Here is a 13,298-nt window from a genome sequence, read left to right on the forward strand (position 1 = left end):
GCGTTTCGATGAATGAACCTTAATTCGTCGGCACGCAAGACGTGTGGGATTGGTCAAATATGCGTGAAAAGATTGGTGAAAAGCGGCTTAACTGCATGCCCCTGTTGTATTTTTGTAACGCGTGATTTCTGCGGCCGGAACGCCAACGGTCACCGTCTTTCCTTGCTGGCGCATCGGTCACAAGCGCATATTGGCTTGCCGGCGCCATGGCATTGTTGCGTTGAATCAAGTTCTTGCGCCGGCTTTGACGGATTTTGCGCGCCATGACGGTACACTAAGGGACGGCTTGCATCGATGGGCCGGAGACACTTCACAATTATTAGAATCATTGACTCAATATCGAGAATCGATGGCAAATCGCGAAACATTAGGATTGATCAAGGGGGCGCGTGCGGGTGATGTGGCCTGCCAGCTGGCGCTGGGACGGCTGTACCTGTTCGGACAGGGCGTGCCGCGCAGCTTGCCGACTGCCTTGCACTGGCTGACGCGCGCGGCACAGGAGGACAGCCAGGAAGCTTGCATGCTGATCGGCACGCATGTGCCGTTCGAGCTGGCGCAACCGGCAGCCAAGGTGCTGATCCCGTACTACGAGCAGGCGTTCGATGCGGGCCTGGTGCAGGCGGGCCTGGTGCTGGCGCAGCTGGTGCTGGGCAATGCGGCCAGCACGACCTGCGAAATCCTGCGGGCCAAGGCGCGTCTGGCCCTGGACGCGGCCGTACGCGCCGGATTGCCCGACGCACAATGGCTGCTCTCCATGCACGATGGCGGCGTCGGCGACGCTGTGCCGGTCATCAGTCATGCCGTGGAGTACGGAAACGACGCGGATGCCTTTTTGCATGCGGGGCTGGAACGGGCATGGAGTACAGGCGACCACGTGGCCTTCCTGGCGCAGGGTTTGCCGCTGGCGCGCGAATTGCTGCAGCGCCAGGCAGCCTCCGGCGCGCGCACCATTGCTCTTGATGCGCAGCAAGTGTTACTGCTGTCGCGTTGCGCCCAGGTGCTGGCGCCCGGTGGCGACGCCGAGGGCTGGCAGTGTTGCGAACTGGCCGCGCATGGCGGCGACCGCACGGCGCAGCTGGAGCTGGGCCTTGGCTATGCGCGCATGGATGCGCATGGGCAGCGCCTGGCCACGCGCAATGGCGCCGCCAATTTCAAGCGGGCAGTCCGCTGGCTGACGCAGGCGGGCGAACAGGGCCTGGCCGAAGCGTGGTTCGTGCTGTCGCGCATCTATACGAAACCGGAATTTTCCCAGCGTAACGTGGTCGAAGCCCATTCCTGCCTGGAACGTGCTGCCGACCTGGGCCATGCTCCGGCGCAGCTCGAATGCGGCATGCACGCGTGGCGCAACCGGCGCGAAAGCGTCAACAGCGACGTGCGCGCCGCCTACTGGCTGCTGCAGGCACAGGCGCAAGGCAGCGCTGAAGCGGAGGCGGCGCTGGCGCGCATAGCGCCGCGCGGCGAGCCGGGAGACTGGGGACAGTGGGCGGCGCTGCAAGCCGGATCGCCGCTGCGCCAGCTGGAGCAGAATCAACCCTTGCTGGCGGCGCGGCTGGAACTGGCGCGCTGGTTTCACCTGTCGCGCGCCGAGGCATTGCTGCTGGACGTGCATGGGGCCGACCAGGGCCATTGCCTGTTGATCGATATCAGTGCCACGCATGGCCGCGGCAAGCGGCGCCTGGCGCTGATCCGCACGGCGCAGGAGCGCCAGCTGCTCGACCAGGTGGTGCGCGTGTTCGAGCGCGTCGATTGCGGCGTGACCGGGCCGGAAGGCAATTACCGGCAACGCCTGTATCGCCTGAAGTGCTATCTGAGCGATCTCGGTGTCACGCAGGAGCAGCAGTTCCTGGCAGCCTGACTTTCGCCTGCTTACAGCTCGATCGTGCCTTCGAACACGGTTACGGCCGGGCCCGTCATCAGGACCGGCTGGCCCGGGCCTTGCCAGGCGATCGACAGTTCGCCGCCGCGCGCGCTGATGCGCACGGGCGAGTCCAGCAAGCCACGGCGGATGCCGGCCACGGCGGCGGCGCAGGCGCCCGTGCCGCAAGCGAGGGTTTCGCCCGCGCCCCGCTCAAACACGCGCAGTTTCACGTGATGGCGGTCGATGATCTGCATGTAGCCGGCGTTGACCCGGCGTGGAAAGCGCGGATGATGCTCGATCAGCGGGCCCGACGCGTCCAGGTCTTGCGCATCGACATCGTCGACCACTTGCACGGCATGCGGGTTGCCCATCGACACGACGGACACCAGCACGGAGGCCTGGTCGCCCGGCAGCGCCAGGTCCAGCGGCCACACGGTGTCATTTCCCTGCGCCACGCCAGCCAGGCCGCTGGCCTCGAACGGCACCAGCGCGGGGTCGAGCACGGGCGCGCCCATGTCGACCGTGATGCTGCCGTCGGCTTCCAGGCGCGGCGCGATGATGCCGGCCATGGTTTCCACGCGGATGCTGTTCTTGCTTGATAAGCCTTTTTCGCTGACGAACTTGACGAAGGCGCGCGCGCCGTTGCCGCACTGCTCCACTTCGCCGCCGTCGTTGTTGTAGATGCGGTAGCGGAAGTCGCAGTCAGGCAGGCGCGGTTTTTCCACCACGAGAATCTGGTCGGCGCCGATGCCGAAACGGCGGTCGGCCAGGCGCTGCCACTGGGCCGGCGTGAAGGCGATGTCCTGATTGATGGCGTCGATGACGATGAAGTCGTTGCCTGCGCCATGCATTTTGGTAAATTGAAGTTTCATGGTCTGCCGTATCACTTGTGCTGGTTGTAGAACGATGCTTCGCCTTCCGGACGCGTCTTGAAGCGTTTATGCGTCCAGAAATACTCGGCCGGCGCTTCGCGCACGCGTTCCTCGATGAATTCGTTCATGCGCCGCGTGGCTGCCGTGATGTCGTCGCCCGGATAATCGTCCCACGCCGGATAATAGGTCACTTGCCAGCCCTGGTAATTGGGCAAGAAGGTGGCGATGACGGGAATGACCTGCGCCTTGGCAGCCAGCGCCAGGCGCGCCGTGGCCGTCAGGGTGGCGGCCGGCACGCCGAAGAAGGGCACGAATTCCGCATCCTTTTCGCCGAAATCCATGTCCGGCAGCATAAAGTACGGCAAGCCGTCGCGCAGGGCGCGCAAAATCGTCTTGATGCCGTCCTGGCGCGTAAACAGCTTGGGCGGCTTGAAGCGCGAACGGCCGTTGCGCAGGGCCTGGTCGAAGGCGGCGTTCTTTTGCTGCACGTACATGGACGAGGCGGAAATTTCCATGGCCGTGGCGGCACCGGCCACGTCGAGGCAGACAAAGTGCGGGCACAGCAAAATGGTGGGCTTGGCGGCGATCTGCTGGCCCGGGAAGGCGGGCACCTTTTTGATCAGGCGGTTCAATCGCGCTTCCGACGACCACCACAGGATGCTGCGTTCCCACACGCTGCGCGAGTAGGCCTGGAAATGCTGGCGCGCCAGGGCTGATCGTTGCTTTTCCGTCAGTTCCGGCATGCACAGGCGCAGATTCGTCAGGGCGATCTTGCGCCGCGTGGGCATGGCGATGAACAGCAGGCTGCCGACGGCCACGCCGAAGCGGCCGAGGATGGGCAAGGGCAGCCAGTGCAGCAGCCACATGAAGGCGATCAGCAGTCTCATGCCTGCTCCCTGGCCGCTTCGGGCGTGGCGGGCGTAGGCGGCGGGGCGCCGCGCGGCACCTTGTAGCGGTTGTAGCTCCACAGGTATTGCGCCGGGCTGCGCGCGATCAATTGCTCCATGGCCGCATTGATGGTGCGCGCCTGCTCGGCCGAGGTGCCGTCGAGGGACGCGGTGAACGGCACGAAATGCACGATGTAGCCGCGTCCGCCCGGCAGGCGTTCCGCGTAGGTAATGATGACTTCGGCGCCGCCCATCTGCGCCAGCTTGGCGGGCAGGGTCATGGTGTAGGCAGGACGGCCGAAGAAATCGGCCCACACGCCTTCGCCCTCTTGCGGCACCTGGTCGGGCAGCAAGCCGATGGGCTGGCCTTTTTTCAGGCATTTGGCAAAGATGCGCACGCCCGACATATTGGCCGGCGCCAGCATCAGGTTTTCGCGCGCGCGCGCGCCTTCGATCAGCGGTTTCAGGGCGGCGCGCTTGGGCGGGCGGTACATCACGGTGAGCGGCGTGCGCAGGGCGATCTGCTGGGCGACGATTTCAAAGCAGCCCAGGTGGGGTGTCAGGAAGACAATGCCGCGGCCATGCTGCAGCGCTTTTTCCACCAGTTCCCAGTTTTCCACGGTCGCATGGCGCGCCACGCGCTCGGCCGGCGCGCACCAGATGAAGGGCAGTTCCAGCACGCTCTTGCCCGCTTCGGCCACGGCCGTGTGCAAGTGTTGCGAAAACCCCGCACCTTGCATGTTCTCGCGCATGCGGCGCCGGTAGGACGGGGAAATGGCGTAAATCACCCAGCCGAGCGCAGCGCCCAGGCCATGCAAGACCGGCAGGGGAAAGATGGATAAGAAGCGGAAAATTGGGACTAACATGAATGAGCTGTTTCCAGGAATGGCGTGTTGCCGTGCCAAAATTTTTTAAGAAGCGTAAAATACCACGTATGCAGTAACCGCTGAGTTAATAGACAACTTGCGAAGCGGAATATAAATATCGCTAAAGCGTCGCAGGCAAAATCCTCTTTACTGCGACAGAACATTCACATAGTAATCAGGAGCTTGCAATGTCAAACGACTATCTTTTTACTTCCGAATCCGTTTCGGAAGGCCATCCCGACAAGGTTGCCGATCAAATTTCCGACGCCATCCTTGACGCCATCCTGACCCAGGATCCGGCCGCCCGCGTGGCTGCCGAAACCCTGTGCAACACGGGTCTGGTGGTGCTGGCTGGCGAAATTACCACGCACGCCAATGTGGATTATATTCAAGTTGCGCGCGAGACCATCAAACGCATCGGCTACGACAACACGGAATACGGCATCGACTACAAGGGTTGCGCCGTGCTGGTGGCCTACGACAAGCAGTCGCCGGACATCGCGCAAGGCGTCGATGAAGGCGCAGGCATTGACCTGGATCAAGGCGCTGGCGATCAGGGCCTGATGTTCGGCTATGCCTGCGATGAAACGGCCGAGCTGATGCCTGCCGCCATCCACTACGCGCACCGCCTGGTCGAGCGCCAGTCGCAGCTGCGCAAGGATGGCCGTCTGCCATGGCTGCGTCCGGACGCGAAATCGCAAGTGACCCTGCGCTACGTCGATGGCCGTCCCGTCGGCGTGCACACGGTCGTGCTGTCGACCCAGCATGCGCCGGAAATCTCGCACAAGCAGATCGAAGAAGCGGTCATTGAAGAAATCATCAAGCCCATCCTGCCGCGCGAATGGCTGACCGAGACCAAATTCCTCGTCAACCCGACGGGCCGTTTCGTCATCGGCGGTCCGCAAGGCGATTGCGGCTTGACCGGGCGCAAGATCATCGTCGACACCTACGGCGGCGCGGCCCCGCACGGCGGCGGCGCGTTCTCGGGCAAGGACCCGTCGAAAGTCGACCGTTCGGCAGCGTATGCGGCCCGCTACGTGGCGAAAAACATCGTCGCGGCCGGCCTGGCGCGCCAATGCCAGGTGCAGGTCAGCTACGCCATCGGCGTGGCCAAGCCGATCAACATCACCGTCTACACGGAAGGCACGGGCGTGATTCCCGATACGGAAATCGCCAAGCTGGTGCTGGCGCACTTTGACCTGCGTCCGAAGGGCATCGTGCAAATGCTGGACCTGCTGCGCCCGATCTACCAGAAGAGCGCCGCCTACGGCCACTTCGGCCGCGAAGAGCCGGAATTCACGTGGGAGCGCACGGACAAGGTCGCCCTGCTGCGCGACGCTGCCGGCCTGAAGTAATCTGGTCAGATGTGCAAGAGAAGCGCCCCGGCCGCCAGGCTGCGGGCGCTTTTTTTATATGTTGTTAGTTGGCAATGCATGCCGAACAGGCTGGCGCGCGCGGCTTGACAATGTTAAAATCCCGTGTCCGAGGAGCGTTGCGACGAAGAAATTCGCCAGGCTCGGAATATCCTGCAACCGCGCTCACGTACCTTTTTCAACTGAAAGGAGGGCGTGATGAACGCCGTACTCAAATCGCAACACGACTACACCATCGCCGATATCACCTTGGCCGCATGGGGCGACAAAGAAATCAAGATTGCTGAAACGGAAATGCCAGGCCTGATGGCCATCCGCGAGGAATTCGCGGCAGCGCAGCCATTGAAGGGCGCGCGCATCACCGGTTCCATCCACATGACCATCCAGACCGCCGTGCTGATCCAGACGCTGGAAGCACTGGGCGCGCAAGTGCGTTGGGCATCGTGCAACATTTACTCGACGCAAGATCACGCCGCCGCCGCCATCGCTGCCGCCGGCACGCCCGTGTTCGCCGTCAAGGGCGAGTCGCTGGACGACTACTGGGAATACACGCACCGCATCTTCGAATGGCCGGATGCGGACGGCAAGGCTGTCTATTCGAACATGATCCTCGACGATGGCGGCGACGCAACCCTGCTGCTGCACCTGGGCGTGCGCGCGGAAACCGACCTGTCGGTGCTGGCCAATCCCGGCTCGGACGAAGAAATCTGCCTGTTCAACTCGATCAAGAAGCACTTGCTGGCCGACCCGACGTGGTACTCGAAACGCCTGCCGGAAATCCTGGGCGTAACGGAAGAAACGACGACCGGCGTGCACCGTTTGTACCAGATGCACAAGGAAGGCAAGCTGGCTTTCCCTGCGATCAACGTCAACGATTCCGTCACGAAATCGAAGTTCGACAACCTGTACGGCTGCCGCGAGTCGCTGGTCGATGGCATCAAGCGCGCCACCGACGTGATGATCGCCGGTAAAGTGGCCGTCATCGCCGGTTACGGTGACGTGGGCAAGGGTTCGGCCCAAGCCATGCGCGCCCTGTCGGCGCAAGTGTGGGTGACGGAAGTCGATCCGATCTGCGCACTGCAGGCGGCGATGGAAGGCTACCGCGTGGTCACGATGGATTACGCCTGCGAACACGGCGATATCTTCGTGACCTGCACGGGCAACTATCACATCCTCACGCACGACCACCTGACGCGCATGAAAGACCAGGCCATCGTCTGCAACATTGGTCACTTTGACAATGAAATCGACGTTGCTTCGTTGAAACAATACGAGTGGGAAAACATCAAGCCGCAAGTCGACCACATCATCTTCCCGTCGGGCCGCCGCATCATCCTGCTGGCCGAAGGCCGTCTGGTCAACCTCGGTTGCGGCACGGGCCACCCGTCGTACGTGATGAGCTCGTCGTTCGCCAACCAGACGATCGCCCAGATCGAGCTGTACGCGAACACGGCCAACTACCCGGTCGGCGTGTACACCCTGCCGAAACACCTGGATGAAAAAGTCGCCCGTTTGCAACTCAAAAAGTTGAATGCGCAGCTGACGGAACTGACGCAAGAGCAAGCCGACTACATCGGCGTGCGTCAAGAAGGCCCTTATAAGCCAGAGCACTACCGTTATTAATCGGTAGTCCGGGGCTGTAACTCACCCTCTGAGGGCCGGCGCCTGCCGCCGGCCTGACCCTACTTTTGACAGGCTAGAGAAATGCGCTTGCTACTGATTTGGTTTATCAATGCGGCAGCCCTGTTTGCCGTCCCCTACCTGATGCACTCGGTAACGATGAGCAGCGGCTGGACCGCGCTGCTGGCCGCTGCCGTGCTGGGGCTGGTCAATGCCCTGATCCGCCCCCTGCTGATCCTGCTGACCCTGCCCGTGACGTTCCTGTCGCTGGGCCTGTTCATTTTGATCATCAATGGCTTCATGTTCTGGCTGGTGGCGCAGATGATCGATGGTTTCCATGTCGCCAGTTTCTGGTCGGCCGTCGGTGGTGCCATTCTGTACAGCATCATTTCCTGGGCCTTGTCGACCTTACTTTTGAGTAATGACAATGGCAACGCATAACTTCAGTATCGAGTTTTTCCCGCCGAAAACCCCGGAAGGGGCGGAAAAGCTGCGCGCCACGCGTGTCAAGTTGTCTGAATTGCATCCGAAGTATTTCTCGGTGACGTTCGGCGCGGGCGGCACGACGCAGCAGGGCACGCTGGACACCGTGCGCGAGATCCTGGCGGCCGGCGAGCAAGCCGCGCCCCACCTGTCTTGCGTGGGCGGCTCGCGCGCATCGATCCGCGCCGTGCTGGCCGACTTCAAGGCGGCCGGCGTGAACCGCATCGTGGCGTTACGGGGCGACTTGCCCAGCGGCTATGGCGCCTCGGGCGAGTTCCGTTACGCCAACGAGCTGGTGGAATTCATCCGCGCCGAGACGGGCGACCATTTTCATATCGAAGTGGCCGCCTATCCGGAAGTGCATCCGCAAGCCCGTTCGCCGCAAGACGACCTGCAGGCGTTTGCGCGCAAGGTGCAGGCCGGCGCCAATGCGGCCATCACCCAGTACTTCTACAATGCCGACGCGTATTTCCAGTTTGTCGAGCAGACGCAGAAGCTGGGCATCAACGTGCCCATCGTGGCCGGCATCATGCCGATCACGAATTACACCCAGCTGATGCGCTTTTCGGACATGTGCGGCGCGGAAATTCCTCGCTGGGTGCGTCTGAAACTGGCCAGCTTCGGCGACGACAGCGCGTCCATCAAGGCCTTCGGCCTGGACGTGGTGACGGGCCTGTGCGAACGCCTGCTGGAAGGCGGCGCGCCAGGCTTGCATTTCTATAGCATGAACCAGGCGGCGCCGACGACGGCCTTGTGGCAGCGCCTGGTGAAGTAGTAGCTCGGGCTTACAGCGCCTAACGGTAAAGATCGCCCTCGGTCACGATGTGATCGAGGGCGATGTCGTATTCGCCGTTGGGAAAACTTGCCGCCAGGCAGGCATAGGCGATGCCGAGCGTGCGCGGACGGGGCGTTTGGGCCAGCGTGCGGTCGTAATAGCCGCCGCCATAGCCGAGGCGAAAGCGTTCCTGGTTAAAACCCAGGCAGGGCACGAGCAGGGCCGCCGGTGCCGGGCGCAGGCGCAATTGCGCCGGTACGGCCACGCCCATGCCATCCTTGACCATCGCTTCGCCCGGTGTCCAGTCGGAAAATGCCAGCGGCGCATGCTTTTCCAGCACCACCGGCAAGCTTAATTGCACGCCGCGCGCGGCCAGCTGTGCATATGCCTCGTGCAAGTCGGGCTCGCCGTGCAGGGGCCAGTACACGCCCAGTTCCTTGATATTTTCTTGCGCGCACCAGTCCAGCAGGCGCTGCACGATGGCCGTATCCCACCTTACTCGCGTAGCCTCGGGCAGGGCGCGCCTGGCCGCCAGCAGGGCTTTGCGCAAGCCGGCTTTTTCCTGTGGCGCAATGGGTGGCCGTGTAGCCGGGTCGCATGTTATTCTAGGGTCGCTATTCATATCACCATCAAGATTGAGAGTCGTACATTGATTTCCCCACTGAAATGGATTGCCGGCTCGATGCTGTGTGCCGCATCGGCCTTGTCTCCCCTGGCCGCCCTGGCCCAGGTGTCCGCCACTGTCTCCCCTGCCGCCGCGCTGGCGTCCGATACGCGCAGCGAGGACGATGCCTTCCTGCTGCTGCGCGACGCCGCGCGCAAGGATGACGTCGAAAAAGCCGACTTTTATGCGGCACGGCTGACGAATTACCAGATTCCATCGTATGTCGACTATTATCGGCTGAAACCGCGCATCAAGCAGTTGACCGAGGCGCAATTTCGCGATTACCTGAACCGCTACAAGGGCAGCGCCATCGCCGACCGCTTCCGCAACGACTGGCTGCTGGAGCTGGGCCGCAAGCGCGACTGGGTCGTGTTCGATGAGCAATATCCGCAATTCGCGCTCGACGACGACACCCAGCTCAAGTGCTATGCCCTGATGTCGCGCGCCGCCAAGGGGCAGAACGTGGCGCCCGAGGCGCGCAACCTGCTCGTCTCGCCACCGGGCTATGGCGAAGCGTGCGGCAGCCTGATCGCCGCACTGGCGCAAAATGGCCAGTTCGACGCGAACGATCTGTGGGCGCAGATCCGCCTGGCGGGCCAGACGAATGCCACCGGCCCGGCGCGCCGCATCGCGCTGCTGCTGGGCGCGTCCGACGCGAAGATGGCGCAAGCCATCGACTTGCCCGCACTGATGCTGGCCAAGGGGCCGGGCCCCAGTCGCGCCGACCATGAAATGTACCTGGTGGCCATCGGCCGCATGGCGAAAAGCACCTTGAAACTGGGCGTGGTGGCCCTGCAAAAGGCCAGTCCGTCCCTCACGCCGCAGGAGCAAGCCATCGGCTGGTCCAACCTGGCTTTGCAGGCATCGTATTCGCTGGCGCCGGAAGCGTTCGAGTATTGGCAAAAAGCCAATGGCGCTCCGTTGACCCTGGAGCAGATGCAGTGGAAAACGCGCATTGCCTTGCGCGAAGGAAACTGGCCCATGGTGAAATCCAGCATCCAGGCCATGCCGGCCTCGCTGCGCACGGACCCTACCTGGGTCTACTGGCTGGCGCGCGCGCAGCAGGCCGAAACGCCGGGCCGCCCGAATGCGCAGGCCGACGTCCTGTACCGCACGATTGCCGACCAGTCGAATTTCTACGGCTTGCTGGCCAATGAAGAGCTGGGCAACCACCTGGTGCTGCCGCCACCTGGCCAGCCCGTCAGTCCCACGGAAATCGCCGCCATGGCTGCCAACCCGGGCCTGCAGCGGGCGTTAAAATTCTTCAATATGCGCTTGCGCTTCGAAGGCACGCGCGAGTGGAACTGGGAATTGCGTTCGATGACGGACAGGCAACATCTGGCCGCCGCGGAGTTTGCGCGCCAGAACAATGTGCTCGACCGCATGGTCAACACCTCCGACCGCACGCGCCTGGAAGTGGACTATACGCAACGCTACCCGACGCCGCACGACGACGTCATGCATCCGGCCACGCAAACCCTGGGTCTGGACAAGGCCTGGGTGTATGGCTTGATCCGCCAGGAATCGCGCTTCATCATGGATGCGCAGTCGCATGTGGGCGCGTCCGGTTTGATGCAGGTCATGCCGTCGACGGCCCGTTATGTCGCCAAGAAGATTGGTCTCACCGATTTCGTCACGGAAACCCTGAGCGACGTGCGCACGAATGTCTTGCTGGGCACGAATTACCTGAACATGGTGCTTGGCGGCCTGGACGGTTCGCAAGTGCTGGCCAGCGCCGCCTACAATGCGGGGCCGGGGCGCTTGCGCATCTGGCGCGCCACCATGACGCGTCCGCTGGAAGGCGCCGTCTTTGCCGAAACGATCCCGTACACGGAAACGCGCGGCTACGTGAAGAACGTGATGGCCAACGCCACGTATTACGCAGCCCTGTTCGAGAAGAGCCCGCAGTCGCTGAAGGCGCGCCTGGGCACCGTGGGACCGAAAAACAGCGCCGTCGCGGCCGATTTGCCATCATCCAATTAAAGATCGCTGACCATGCAAACCACCATCCTTGACCCCAGCCTGACGCAAGCCCTGGCCGCCGCGCGCGAGCCAGGTTTGACCCTGATTATCGGCAACAAGAATTACTCGTCGTGGTCGATGCGTCCCTGGGTGGCCATGACGGCCTTTGGCATCCCGTTCCAGGAAGTGCGCGTGCTGCTCGACCAGCAGGACACGGCGACGAAAATCGCCGCCTATTCTGCCTGTGGCCGCGTGCCCGTGCTGCTGGCGGGCGAAATGACGATCTGGGACAGCCTGGCCATCTGCGAATACCTGGCCGAGCAGTTTCCTGATAAACACCTGTGGCCGCAGGACGTGGCCGCGCGCGCCATGGCGCGTTGTGTCTGCGCGGAAATGCATTCCGGTTTCACCGGCTTGCGCACGGACATGTCGATGAATATCAAGGCGAAGTTGCCGGGCCGTGGCCGCACGGCCGCCGCGCAGGCCGACATCGGCCGCATCAGCGAAATCTGGGAAGAGTGTTTATCCCGCTTTGGCCACCACCAGTTCCTGTTTGGCGAGTTTTCCATCGCCGATGCGTATTTCGCGCCCGTCGTCATGCGTTTCCGCACCTATGGCGTGTCGCTGGCGCCGGCGCTGAACGCGTATTGCGAGCGCGTGCAGGCGCACCCGGCCGTGGCCCGCTGGATCACGGAAGCGCTGGCGGAGACGGAAGTCGCTGCCAAGCACGACGCGGAACTGCCTGATTAAGAAAAGAGTGTTATGAAGATATACACGGTCGGTGGCGCGGTGCGCGACCAACTGCTGGGCTTGCCCGTGAAAGACCACGACCACGTCGTCGTCGGCGCCACGCCGGAAGACATGCTGCGCCAGGGCTTCCGCCCCGTCGGCAAGGATTTTCCCGTCTTCCTGCACCCGCAGACGCAGGAAGAATACGCGCTGGCCCGCACGGAACGCAAGACGGCCCCCGGCTACCGGGGTTTCGTCTTCCACACGGCGCCCGACGTCACGCTGGAGGACGATCTGGTGCGGCGCGATCTGACCATCAACGCCATCGCGCAAGCCGAGGACGGTACCTTGACCGACCCGTTCGGCGGCATTCAGGATATCGAGAACAGAATCTTCCGCCACGTCTCCGACGCGTTCGGCGAAGATCCCGTGCGCATCCTGCGCCTGGCCCGCTTTGCCGCCCGTTTCGACGCTTTTACCGTGGCGCCGGCCACCATGGCCCTGATGCGCCGGATGGTGCTTGATGGCGAAGTCGATGCCCTCGTGGCCGAGCGCGTGTGGCAGGAAGTGGCGAAAGGACTGATGGAAGCGCGGCCGTCGCGCATGCTGACGGTGCTGCACGAGTGCGGCGCACTGGCGCGCATCATGGGCGAAATCACCATCAGCGAGCGCTTGCTGCAGGTCGTCGACCATGCCGCCGCGCAAGGTCATGACTTGCCCGTGCGCTTTGCCGCCTTGATGCTGCATTTGAGCAAGGATGCCATCGAGCAGCTGGGCGAGCGCCTGCGCGTGCCCAACGAGTGCCGCGAACTGGCCGTCATGGCGGCGCGCGAGCTGGACAATATCAACGGCGCGCTGGACTTGGGCGCCGAGGCCATCGTCAGTCTGTGCGAACGCTGCGACGGCTTGCGCAAGCCGCAGCGCTTCGCGCAACTGCTGCAGGCGGTGGCGTGCGATGGGCTGGTCGCCGGCGACTTCCCCCAGGCGGCGCGGCTGCAGGGCGGGCTGGACGCGGCGCGCGGCGTGAATGCGGGCGCGCTGGCGCAGGGCTGTACGGAGCCGAAACGCATCCCCGAAGTCATCCATGCGGCACGGGTGGCGGCCGTGGCGGCCTTCCTGGCCCAGGCTTGAATGGCGGGAATAGGCTACAATGGCGCCACAATGCTGCACTGCACAATGTCGGCCTGACGTGCCGCCGTACCGCCCCCA

Annotated in this window: 13 protein-coding genes and 1 riboswitch; of the genes, 8 read left to right on the forward strand and 5 right to left on the reverse strand. The window is 63.2% G+C overall.

Going from position 1 to position 13,298, the window contains the following annotated elements; all coding sequences use genetic code 11:
- Window positions 1–19 precede the first annotated feature (19 nt).
- Window positions 20–265 carry a hypothetical protein gene (locus BXA07_RS29910; RefSeq protein WP_139335399.1) on the reverse strand — a complete coding sequence of 82 codons (246 nt, stop codon included), beginning with the start codon at window positions 263–265 and terminating at the stop codon, window positions 20–22.
- Between the two features lie 84 nt (window positions 266–349).
- Here BXA07_RS29910 and BXA07_RS01820 point away from each other — a divergent pair, with 84 nt between their 5' ends.
- Window positions 350–1,855 (forward strand): tetratricopeptide repeat protein, encoded by a 1,506-nt coding sequence (locus tag BXA07_RS01820; RefSeq protein ID WP_076565081.1) that lies wholly within the window; start codon window positions 350–352, stop codon window positions 1,853–1,855.
- Between the two features lie 11 nt (window positions 1,856–1,866).
- Here BXA07_RS01820 and dapF read toward each other — a convergent pair whose 3' ends face one another.
- Genes dapF through BXA07_RS01835 form a run of 3 tightly spaced genes read right to left on the reverse strand, consistent with a single transcriptional unit; the run spans window position 1,867 to window position 4,483 of the window.
- A complete protein-coding gene (gene dapF / locus BXA07_RS01825) occupies window positions 1,867–2,730 on the reverse strand; it encodes a diaminopimelate epimerase (protein WP_076565083.1) in 864 nt (287 codons plus the stop codon).
- Window positions 2,731–2,741: 11 nt separating this feature from the next.
- Window positions 2,742–3,617: an LpxL/LpxP family acyltransferase gene (locus BXA07_RS01830; protein ID WP_076565085.1), complete on the reverse strand. Its 876-nt coding sequence runs from the start codon at window positions 3,615–3,617 to the stop codon at window positions 2,742–2,744.
- A complete protein-coding gene (locus tag BXA07_RS01835; RefSeq protein WP_076565087.1) occupies window positions 3,614–4,483 on the reverse strand; it encodes a lysophospholipid acyltransferase family protein in 870 nt (289 codons plus the stop codon). The genes BXA07_RS01830 and BXA07_RS01835 overlap by 4 nt, the downstream gene beginning before the upstream one ends.
- A gap of 188 nt (window positions 4,484–4,671) precedes the next feature.
- Here BXA07_RS01835 and metK point away from each other — a divergent pair, with 188 nt between their 5' ends.
- From metK to metF, 4 genes are all read left to right on the forward strand, one after another.
- Window positions 4,672–5,838 carry a methionine adenosyltransferase gene (gene metK / locus BXA07_RS01840; RefSeq protein WP_076565088.1) on the forward strand — a complete coding sequence of 389 codons (1,167 nt, stop codon included), beginning with the start codon at window positions 4,672–4,674 and terminating at the stop codon, window positions 5,836–5,838.
- A gap of 123 nt (window positions 5,839–5,961) precedes the next feature.
- A riboswitch (S-adenosyl-L-homocysteine riboswitch) is annotated at window positions 5,962–6,030 on the forward strand.
- 24 nt (window positions 6,031–6,054) lie between these two features.
- Window positions 6,055–7,479 carry an adenosylhomocysteinase gene (ahcY, locus tag BXA07_RS01845; RefSeq protein WP_070220838.1) on the forward strand — a complete coding sequence of 475 codons (1,425 nt, stop codon included), beginning with the start codon at window positions 6,055–6,057 and terminating at the stop codon, window positions 7,477–7,479.
- Window positions 7,480–7,560: 81 nt separating this feature from the next.
- Window positions 7,561–7,917 (forward strand): phage holin family protein, encoded by a 357-nt coding sequence (locus tag BXA07_RS01850; RefSeq protein ID WP_076565090.1) that lies wholly within the window; start codon window positions 7,561–7,563, stop codon window positions 7,915–7,917.
- Window positions 7,904–8,734 (forward strand): methylenetetrahydrofolate reductase [NAD(P)H], encoded by an 831-nt coding sequence (gene metF / locus BXA07_RS01855; RefSeq protein WP_076565092.1) that lies wholly within the window; start codon window positions 7,904–7,906, stop codon window positions 8,732–8,734. The genes BXA07_RS01850 and metF overlap by 14 nt, the downstream gene beginning before the upstream one ends.
- 19 nt (window positions 8,735–8,753) lie before the next feature.
- Here the strand turns inward: metF and BXA07_RS01860 are convergent, their stop codons facing one another.
- On the reverse strand, window positions 8,754–9,284 hold the full coding sequence (locus tag BXA07_RS01860) for a 5-formyltetrahydrofolate cyclo-ligase (protein WP_076565095.1): 531 nt from the start codon (window positions 9,282–9,284) through the stop codon (window positions 8,754–8,756).
- A gap of 99 nt (window positions 9,285–9,383) precedes the next feature.
- On the opposite strand from BXA07_RS01860, the gene BXA07_RS01865 reads away from it, so the two are divergent.
- From BXA07_RS01865 to BXA07_RS01875, 3 genes are read left to right on the forward strand one after another with little or no spacing between them, the layout of a single operon-like run.
- Window positions 9,384–11,381, forward strand: coding sequence for a lytic transglycosylase domain-containing protein (locus BXA07_RS01865; protein WP_083707992.1), 1,998 nt, complete (start codon window positions 9,384–9,386; stop codon window positions 11,379–11,381).
- Between the two features lie 12 nt (window positions 11,382–11,393).
- On the forward strand, window positions 11,394–12,110 hold the full coding sequence (locus BXA07_RS01870; RefSeq protein ID WP_076565098.1) for a glutathione S-transferase family protein: 717 nt from the start codon (window positions 11,394–11,396) through the stop codon (window positions 12,108–12,110).
- A 12-nt stretch (window positions 12,111–12,122) separates the two neighbouring features.
- Window positions 12,123–13,220, forward strand: coding sequence for a tRNA nucleotidyltransferase/poly(A) polymerase-related protein (locus BXA07_RS01875; protein ID WP_076565100.1), 1,098 nt, complete (start codon window positions 12,123–12,125; stop codon window positions 13,218–13,220).
- Window positions 13,221–13,298: the final 78 nt, after the last annotated feature.

Origin of the sequence: Janthinobacterium sp. TND4EL3 (genome assembly GCF_900156175.1) — a bacterium.
In the GTDB taxonomy this organism is placed as follows: domain Bacteria; phylum Pseudomonadota; class Gammaproteobacteria; order Burkholderiales; family Burkholderiaceae_D; genus Janthinobacterium.